At 73.6% G+C, this 7,097-nt stretch carries 8 protein-coding genes; 3 read left to right on the top strand and 5 right to left on the bottom strand.

Features of this window, described 5'->3' with window-relative positions; translation table 11 throughout:
* Positions 1-137 precede the first annotated feature (137 nt).
* On the top strand, positions 138-1,091 hold the full coding sequence (locus ACOV8S_RS16440) for a LysR family transcriptional regulator (protein WP_448318554.1): 954 nt from the start codon (positions 138-140) through the stop codon (positions 1,089-1,091).
* Between the two features lie 23 nt (positions 1,092-1,114).
* On the opposite strand, the gene ACOV8S_RS16435 is transcribed toward ACOV8S_RS16440, so the two are convergent.
* Positions 1,115-1,930 (bottom strand): alpha/beta hydrolase, encoded by an 816-nt coding sequence (locus tag ACOV8S_RS16435; protein WP_448318553.1) that lies wholly within the window; start codon positions 1,928-1,930, stop codon positions 1,115-1,117.
* A gap of 86 nt (positions 1,931-2,016) precedes the next feature.
* Here ACOV8S_RS16435 and ACOV8S_RS16430 point away from each other — a divergent pair, with 86 nt between their 5' ends.
* Together ACOV8S_RS16430 and ACOV8S_RS16425 are read left to right on the top strand one after the other, a co-directional pair.
* Positions 2,017-3,132: an adenosine deaminase gene (locus ACOV8S_RS16430; protein ID WP_448318552.1), complete on the top strand. Its 1,116-nt coding sequence runs from the start codon at positions 2,017-2,019 to the stop codon at positions 3,130-3,132.
* Between the two features lie 171 nt (positions 3,133-3,303).
* The gene (locus tag ACOV8S_RS16425; RefSeq protein WP_448318551.1) at positions 3,304-3,738 is read left to right on the top strand and encodes an ATP-binding protein; all 435 of its coding nucleotides are present in this window, start codon (positions 3,304-3,306) and stop codon (positions 3,736-3,738) included.
* An 88-nt stretch (positions 3,739-3,826) separates the two neighbouring features.
* Here the strand turns inward: ACOV8S_RS16425 and ACOV8S_RS16420 are convergent, their stop codons facing one another.
* The 4 genes from ACOV8S_RS16420 to ACOV8S_RS16405 all read right to left on the bottom strand — a co-directional run bounded on the left by ACOV8S_RS16420 (position 3,827) and on the right by ACOV8S_RS16405 (position 7,067).
* Positions 3,827-4,036 (bottom strand): PspC domain-containing protein, encoded by a 210-nt coding sequence (locus ACOV8S_RS16420; RefSeq protein ID WP_448318550.1) that lies wholly within the window; start codon positions 4,034-4,036, stop codon positions 3,827-3,829.
* A 111-nt stretch (positions 4,037-4,147) separates the two neighbouring features.
* Positions 4,148-4,705, bottom strand: a complete 558-nt coding sequence (locus ACOV8S_RS16415; protein ID WP_448318549.1) for a VanZ family protein — start codon at positions 4,703-4,705, stop codon at positions 4,148-4,150.
* Between the two features lie 86 nt (positions 4,706-4,791).
* Positions 4,792-5,403 carry a hypothetical protein gene (locus ACOV8S_RS16410; protein WP_448318548.1) on the bottom strand — a complete coding sequence of 204 codons (612 nt, stop codon included), beginning with the start codon at positions 5,401-5,403 and terminating at the stop codon, positions 4,792-4,794.
* Complete coding sequence (locus ACOV8S_RS16405; RefSeq protein WP_448318887.1) at positions 5,400-7,067, bottom strand: ATP-binding protein; 1,668 nt, start codon at positions 7,065-7,067, stop codon at positions 5,400-5,402. The genes ACOV8S_RS16410 and ACOV8S_RS16405 overlap by 4 nt, the downstream gene beginning before the upstream one ends.
* Between the last annotated feature and the right edge of the window lie 30 nt (positions 7,068-7,097).

Here is a 7,097-nt window from a genome sequence, read left to right as displayed (position 1 = left end):
GGGGTGACGGGCGGGGCGGGGACGGAGGTCGCGGCGCCCACGCGGGTGGACGCCTCGGTACTGGCAGCAGGCATGGTTCGACCGTACGAACGGCCTCGCTCATCCGTCCAATGCACGGACTGGCCATAATCGTTCCCGTGGTGCATCAGCAGAGGTCACAGGAGTGGCTGTCACAGACCGGTGACGTGGAAGACATCGTCACGAACCTCGTCCCGCGTCTCGCGTACTTCGCGGGCGTGGCCCGCAACGAGCACGTCACGCGGGCCGCGCAGGAGATGCGGGTGCCGCAGTCGACGCTCTCGCGGGCCGTCGCCCGGCTGGAGGAGGACCTCGGGGTCGACCTCTTCGCCCGGCGCGGCCGCACGGTGGCCCTCACGCCCGCGGGGCGCACCTTCCTGGCCTCCGTGGAGCGGGCGCTGGCCGACCTGGAGCGGGCCGCCGAGGAGGTCCGCGCGGACGCCGACGCGGCGGTCGGCAAGGTCGCCTTCGGGTTCCTGCACACCATGGGCGCCGAGACGGTGCCGGGGCTCATCCACGCCTTCCGCGCCGACCACCCGGGCATCCGGTTCAGCCTCGTGCAGAACTACGGCGAGGCGATGCTGGAGGGCCTGCGGCGCGGCGAGCTGGACCTGTGCCTGACCTCGCCGGTGCCGGACGCCCCGGACCTGGTGGCCCGTCGCCTCGACGAGCAGAAGCTGCGGCTGGTGGTGCCCGCCGACCACCGGCTGGCCTCGCGGCGGCGGATCCGGCTGTCGGAGGCGGCGGAGGAGACCTTCGTGACGCTGGAGACCGGGTACGGGCTGCGGCGGATCACCGACGACCTGTGCGCGCAGGCCGGGTTCCGGCCGCGGGTCGCCTTCGAGGGGGAGGAGGCGGAGACCCTGCGCGGCCTGGTCGCGGCCGGGCTGGGCGTCGCGCTGCTGCCGCCGCCGGCCTTCCCGCGGCCCGGGGTCGCCGAGCTCGCCGTCACCGCGCCGCGGGCGGTGCGCGAGATCGGCGTGGCCTGGCTCGACGGCCACCCCGACACCCCGCCGGTCGCCGCCTTCAAGAAGTTCCTGCTCTCCCGCCGCGGGCACCTGCTGCCGACGTGACACCCCGCGGGGCCCGCGGGGTGTCACCCCTCGCGCAGGCGGCCGAAGCCCGAGGCGAGGGGCATGCGCAGGCCCAGCGGCGGAGGCGCGGCGAGCGCGTCCCGCACGGCACGCGGCATCGGCGCCCCCACGAGCGTGCCGAGCGCGAAGTCGGCGGCCAGTGTGTGGACCTCCCACCGGTAGGCCCGCAGCGCGTGCCCGTCGGTGTGCACCTCGAACCGGCACACCTCCCGGTTCGTCTTCTTGATCCGCTCGGCCAGCCGGAACGAGCGCTCCGGCGCACACCGCGCGTCGTCCGTGCCGTGCACGACCAGCACCTGACGGGACGCCAGCTGCTTGACCGGCTCGGGCCCGGCCGCCGCCCCGTGCCCGCCGTCCGGCGGCAGCCAGGGGGCCAGCGCGACCACCGACCTGACCGCCGGGTGCCCCGCGGCCCTCAGCGCCGCCCGCCCGCCCATGTCCACCCCGACCAGGCACACCGGCACGTCGCCGTACCGCCGCACCGCCTCGTCGGCGGCGAGCTCCGCGTCCTCGGCGAGCGCCGCGTCCTCGCCGTTCCAGCCGCCCAGCCGGTAGCGCACCAGGTGCACCGCGAGGCCGGGCCGCTCCCCGGCCCGGGCCAGCCGCCGGCCCAGGGCGCGCATCGCGACGTACGCGGCCGCGGTGGACGGCGCGCGGTCCGACTTCTCCTTGCCGGGGGGCAGCAGCAGCACCACCCCGGCGACCGTGCGGGGACCGTCCGGCCGCCGCAGGGGCCGCGCGGCGAACGGCTTGCCGAGCCGATCCGGTCCGTCCGGGCGGTCCGGTAGGTCCGGGCCGCGGGTGCCTTGGTGTGCCATGCGCCCACACTGGCAGAACACCGCGCCCACGCCACCCTTGCGCGCGGGATCTACGCGCGTAGGGAATTGCGCGTTATGGTTCAGCGATGAAGAGCCAGACCATCCACGCCCCGACCGCGGAGCAGATCCGCCGGGCCCCGAAGGTCGTGCTGCACGACCACCTCGACGGCGGCCTGCGCCCCGGCACGGTCGTCGAACTCGCCCGCGAGAACGGGTACGAGTCGCTGCCGTACAACGACACCGACAAGCTCGGCTCCTGGTTCCGCGAGGCCGCGGACTCCGGTTCCCTGGAGCGGTACCTGGAGACCTTCGCCCACACCGTCGGTGTGATGCAGACCGAGAACGCCCTGCGCCGCGTGGCCGCCGAGTGCGCCGAGGACCTCGCCGCCGACGGCGTGGTCTACGCCGAGGTGCGGTACGCCCCCGAGCAGCACCTGGAGGGCGGGCTGACGCTGGAGCAGGTCGTCGAGGCCGTCAACGCCGGTTTCCGGGAAGGGGAGCGGCGCGCGCGGGACAACGGCCACCGCATCCGCGTCGGCGCCCTGCTCACCGCCATGCGGCACGCCGCCCGTTCGCTGGAGATCGCCGAACTCGCCAACCGGTACCGGGACTCCGGCGTGGTCGGCTTCGACATCGCGGGCGCCGAGGCCGGATACCCGCCCACCCGCCACCTGGACGCCTTCGAGTTCCTGAAGCGGGAGAACAACCACTTCACCATCCACGCCGGCGAGGCCTTCGGGCTGCCGTCGATCTGGCAGGCCCTGCAGTGGTGCGGCGCCGACCGGCTCGGCCACGGCGTGCGGATCATCGACGACATCGAGGTCGCCGAGGACGGCTCGGTGGAGCTCGGCCGGCTCGCCGCCTACGTCCGCGACAAGCGGATCCCGCTGGAGCTCTGTCCGACCTCCAACCTGCAGACCGGTGCGGTCGACTCCTACGCGAACCATCCGATCGGCCTGCTGCGGCGGCTGCACTTCCGGGTCACCGTCAACACCGACAACCGCCTGATGTCCGGTACCACCATGAGCCGCGAATTCGAGCACCTTGTCGGTACTTTCGATTATTCGCTCGACGACATGCAGTGGTTCACCGTCAATGCGATGAAATCAGCATTCATTCCTTTCGATGAAAGGGTGGCGATGATCGATGACGTGATCAAGCCGGGCTACGCCACGCTGAAGGCGGAGTGGCTGTTCCGCTGAACCGTCCCTGAACTGCGGTGACGTCGAACACGGGAGGGCCGGGCGGATTCTCCGCCCGGCCCTCCCGTGGTGAAGACGTGTGCATTTCGGTGTTTGCGGACCGCGGCGATCCGTGTTTACGGTCGTGGACCGCTCAGTCCCCCGTCATCGCACTTCAAGGACGCATTCACTATGAAGCAGTCTGCTGCCAAGACCCTCGGTGTCGCCGCCCTCGGCGCCGCCTTCGCGGCGGTCGGCGCGGGTGCCGCCACGGCTGCCCCGGCCCTCCCGGACGCCGGCCCCGCGCTGAGCGGCGTGACCGGCGCGATGCCCGCGGACGGCATCGGGGACGCCCTCCAGGGCCCCCTGGTCCAGGGCCTGCAGGGCGCCGGCGACCAGCTCGGCGGCATCGGCGACGAGCTCGGCGGCATGGGCATGGACGCCGCCATGGGCAGCGCCGACAAGGTGTCCGGCGCGGCCCAGGACCGTGACGCCGGCGCCCGCGCCAACGGGGGCGAGGAGGCGGCCTCCCCGCTCGGCAAGGTGACGCCGCTGCTCGGCGGCCTCGGCCTCGGCGAGATGAACATGGGCTCCGGCAGCAACCTCAACGGCCTGCCCCTCGGCTGAGTCCCCGCCCCCCGCATGCCCGAAGGGGCGCGACCGGCTTCCCGGTCGCGCCCCTTCGGTCTGCCCGCACGCGGGCCCTGCCGCGGCGTCAGACGACGGCGGAACGGCGCGCCGCCCGCTTCTCGTCCGGCAGCAGGATCCACAGCGCGATGTACACCAGGAACTGCGGCCCCGGCAGCAGGCAGGAGACCAGGAAGATCACCCGCATGGTGGTCGCGGAGACGCCGAAGCGCTTGGCCAGCGCGGCGCAGACTCCGGCGATCATGCGGCCGTGGGTGGGGCGAACGAGGCTGCTCATGGCTGCTCCTTTGTAGAGCGTCGTCAGAGTGTCGTCTCTGCCGGGAGACGACCCCCGCGGCCGCCCCCTACGTCATCCAAGCTACGTCGGCAAAAGGGGCAACGCGTCGCTCTACGGGGCGATCGGGACCCTGGGAATCCTCGGGGGCAGACCCTGAGCCGCCTCCTGGTCGACACCCTCGGAGGCGTGCCGCACGCGCCGGCCTAGCCGTCGCCGCAGGGCGGCCCGGCCGGCCGGCACCACGGTCAGGTGGGTCACCGTGATCCCGACGGTGTTGAGGATCAGCGAGTCGACGTCGACCACCTGACCGGGAACACCGGTCTGCAGCAGTTCGATGCCCAGCGAGATGAGGACGCCGGCCGCCACCGTGCGGACCAGCGAGAGCAGCGTCGCCGCCCGCAGCCGGCCGCCGGCCAGCGGCAGCAGCACCCCGAGCGGCGCCAGCAGCGCCAGGTCCTCGACGATGCGCCGGGCGGCCGGCCACCAGCCGAGCGCCAGGTCCGCACGTATCCCCGCCATCGGCCGGACGTTGGCCGGGGTGATCCAGGGGACGTCCAGCGGTCTGAGCGTCAGCCACCCGACGACGGCGAGGTGTGCGGCGAGGAGAAGGACACCTGCCGTGCGAAATCCGGTGGCGACGTTGCCGTCGCCCGAGCGTTGACGCTGCACGTGGCTCTAGACGCCGCCCCGTTCCCCGCGGTTCCGGGAAGCCGCGCACCCCGGTCGCACCCGGTCCGCACGCGCCCCCGCGGCCGTCACTGCGCCGGGGCGGCGGTGGCGGAGGGGACCGGAGTGGCCGTCGGGTTGTTGCGCACCTCCGGCGGGCACTCGTAACGCGACAGGTCGCCCTCCGGGCCGCCGAGGGTGACCTTGCCCGAGCCCTGGGTGGCGGTCGACTCGGCGAAGGTGCAGACGATCTGGGCCATCGCCCCGCTCCGCATCCGCTCCGGCGGCACGCTCAGCCGGAAGGAGTCCGCCGGGTCGCCCGGCCGCGCGCCCTTCACACCGGTGCCGAACGGCACCAGCGTCCGGTAACCGTCCTCCAGTTCCCCCGGCGAGGGGTGCCGGGCCAGCTCGTCGAGCAGGCCCTGCGCCACCACGGAACGCCGCCGCGCCTCGTCGGTGTCCTCCGGCAGTTCCACCGTGCGCTCCACCAGCGTCAGCTGGCCCGCGCACAGCAGGTACACCCGGACCGGCACCCGGGTCGCGTCCCGCGGCTGCGGCGAGGACGTCGGACTGGGGCACGGCATCCGCGACGGGGCCGAGGTGAAGTACACCGGCACCTCGGTCGCCCGGATCCCGCAGCCCGCCAGCACCACCGCCGGTATCACGCCCAGCAGCAGCGCCCTCGCGCCCCTCGCCCTCACCGCCCGCTCCTCCTCTGCCTCGTGCCCGACTGCTGCTCCGCCGCCGCGTCCTCGGTCGCCGAGGACGCGTCCAGCGGGAGGCGCAGCGTGAAGACCGCGCCTGTGTCGGGGGAGTTGGCGGCGGATATGTCGCCGCCGTGGATGTGCGCGTTCTCCAGCGCGATGGAGAGCCCCAGCCCCGAGCCCTCGGAACGCGGCCGGGAGGCGCTCGCCTTGTAGAACCGGTCGAAGACGTGCGGCAGCACCTCCTCGGGGATGCCCGGACCGTGGTCGCGGACCTCGATCACCAGCACCTTGCCCGCCGCCTCGGAGGGGGCCTCGGCCCCCTCTGCGCCGGCGTCCGCGTCCACGACCTGCTCCGCCCGCTCACCGGGCTCGTGCGCGGAATGCGCGACGTGCGCCGTGAGCGGCGCGTGCGGCACCGGCGGCGCCAGCGGCTCCTCGGGGGCGTCCTCCACCCGCACCGACACCCGCACCGGGGAGCCGCCGTGCTTGAGGGCGTTGCCGATCAGGTTGGCGAGTATGACGTCCAGCCGCCGCGGGTCCAGCCGCGCCGTGACGCCGCGCTCCGCGTCCAGCTCGACCGCGTCCAGCCAGGCACGGGCGTCGACGCAGGCGGTGATCTGGTCGGCGATGTCCACGTCGTCGAGGACCAGACGGGCGGTGCCCGCGTCGAAGCGGGTGACCTCCATCAGGTTCTCCACCAGGTCGCCCAGCCGCCGGGTCTCGCTGACCACCAGCCGCACGGCAGGCTCGATCATCGGGTCGATGCCGCCGGTCTCCGCGTCGAGCTCCTCCTCCAGCACCTCCGTCACCGCGGTGATCGCCGTCAGCGGGGTGCGCAGCTCGTGCGACATGTCGGCCACGAACCGGCGCGACGCCTCGTCCCGGGCGCTCATCTCCGCCACCCGGTGCTCCAGCGCGGCGGCGGTACGGTTGAACGTCCGTGACAGCTCGGCGAGTTCGTCGGTGCCGGAGACCTGCAGGCGGGTGTCCAGCTTGCCCTCGCCCAGCCGGCGGGCGGCGATGCCCAGCCGGTGCACCGGCCGCAGCACGGTGGTGGCGGCCGCCTGCGCCAGCAGCGCGGAGCCGACCAGCGCCAGCGCGGTGGCGATGCCCAGGGACCAGGCCAGCGAGTTGAGGTCCTTGGCCTCCGGCTCCAGCGACTTCAGCATGTAACCGGTCGGGCCGTCGGCGATCTTCGCCCCGGCCACCAGGCACGGGGTGTCGTTCTCGTCCACCGTCCGCTGCCAGTACAGGTGGTACGGGGAGGAGTTGACGGAGGTCAGTTTCTGCTTGCGGCCCACCGCGTCGCTCAGCGAACGCGGCACGTCCTCCAGGGTGAACTGCTCCCACACGTTCGACGGGGCGGTGACCCTCTGCCCGTCGGGCGTGGTGGATATCAGCAGCACGCTGAAGTGCTGGCTGCTGCGGGACATCTCCTCGGCGGCGTGGCGCAGTTCCTCGCGGGTCGGCTCGGCCGGGAGCGCCGCCGCGTGGCGCTGCATCTCCTGCGCGAAGTCGCGCAGCACCGCGTCCTGGGCGCGGGTCAGCACCGCCTCGCGGTTCAGCCAGTACGCGATGCCGGACGCCGTCACCGCCGCGGTCAGCGCGACCAGTCCGAAGACCAGCACCAGGCGCAGCCGCAGGCTGGTGAAGCGCATGGAGCGGGCTCTCGGGGCCTTCGCCTCCCC

Source organism: Streptomyces sp. CO7 (assembly GCF_053474865.1).
Note: the sequence above shows the minus strand (reverse complement) of the source record. Positions and strands in the feature narration are given on the sequence as shown.

Coding starts and splice junctions, on each gene's coding strand:
- ACOV8S_RS16435 (WP_448318553.1), bottom strand. CDS start 1,930: ATGGCACACCAAGGCACCCGCGGCCCGGACCTACCGGACCGCCCGGAC.
- ACOV8S_RS16430 (WP_448318552.1), top strand. CDS start 2,017: ATGAAGAGCCAGACCATCCACGCCCCGACCGCGGAGCAGATCCGCCGG.
- ACOV8S_RS16425 (WP_448318551.1), top strand. CDS start 3,304: ATGAAGCAGTCTGCTGCCAAGACCCTCGGTGTCGCCGCCCTCGGCGCC.
- ACOV8S_RS16420 (WP_448318550.1), bottom strand. CDS start 4,036: ATGAGCAGCCTCGTTCGCCCCACCCACGGCCGCATGATCGCCGGAGTC.
- ACOV8S_RS16405 (WP_448318887.1), bottom strand. CDS start 7,067: ATGCGCTTCACCAGCCTGCGGCTGCGCCTGGTGCTGGTCTTCGGACTG.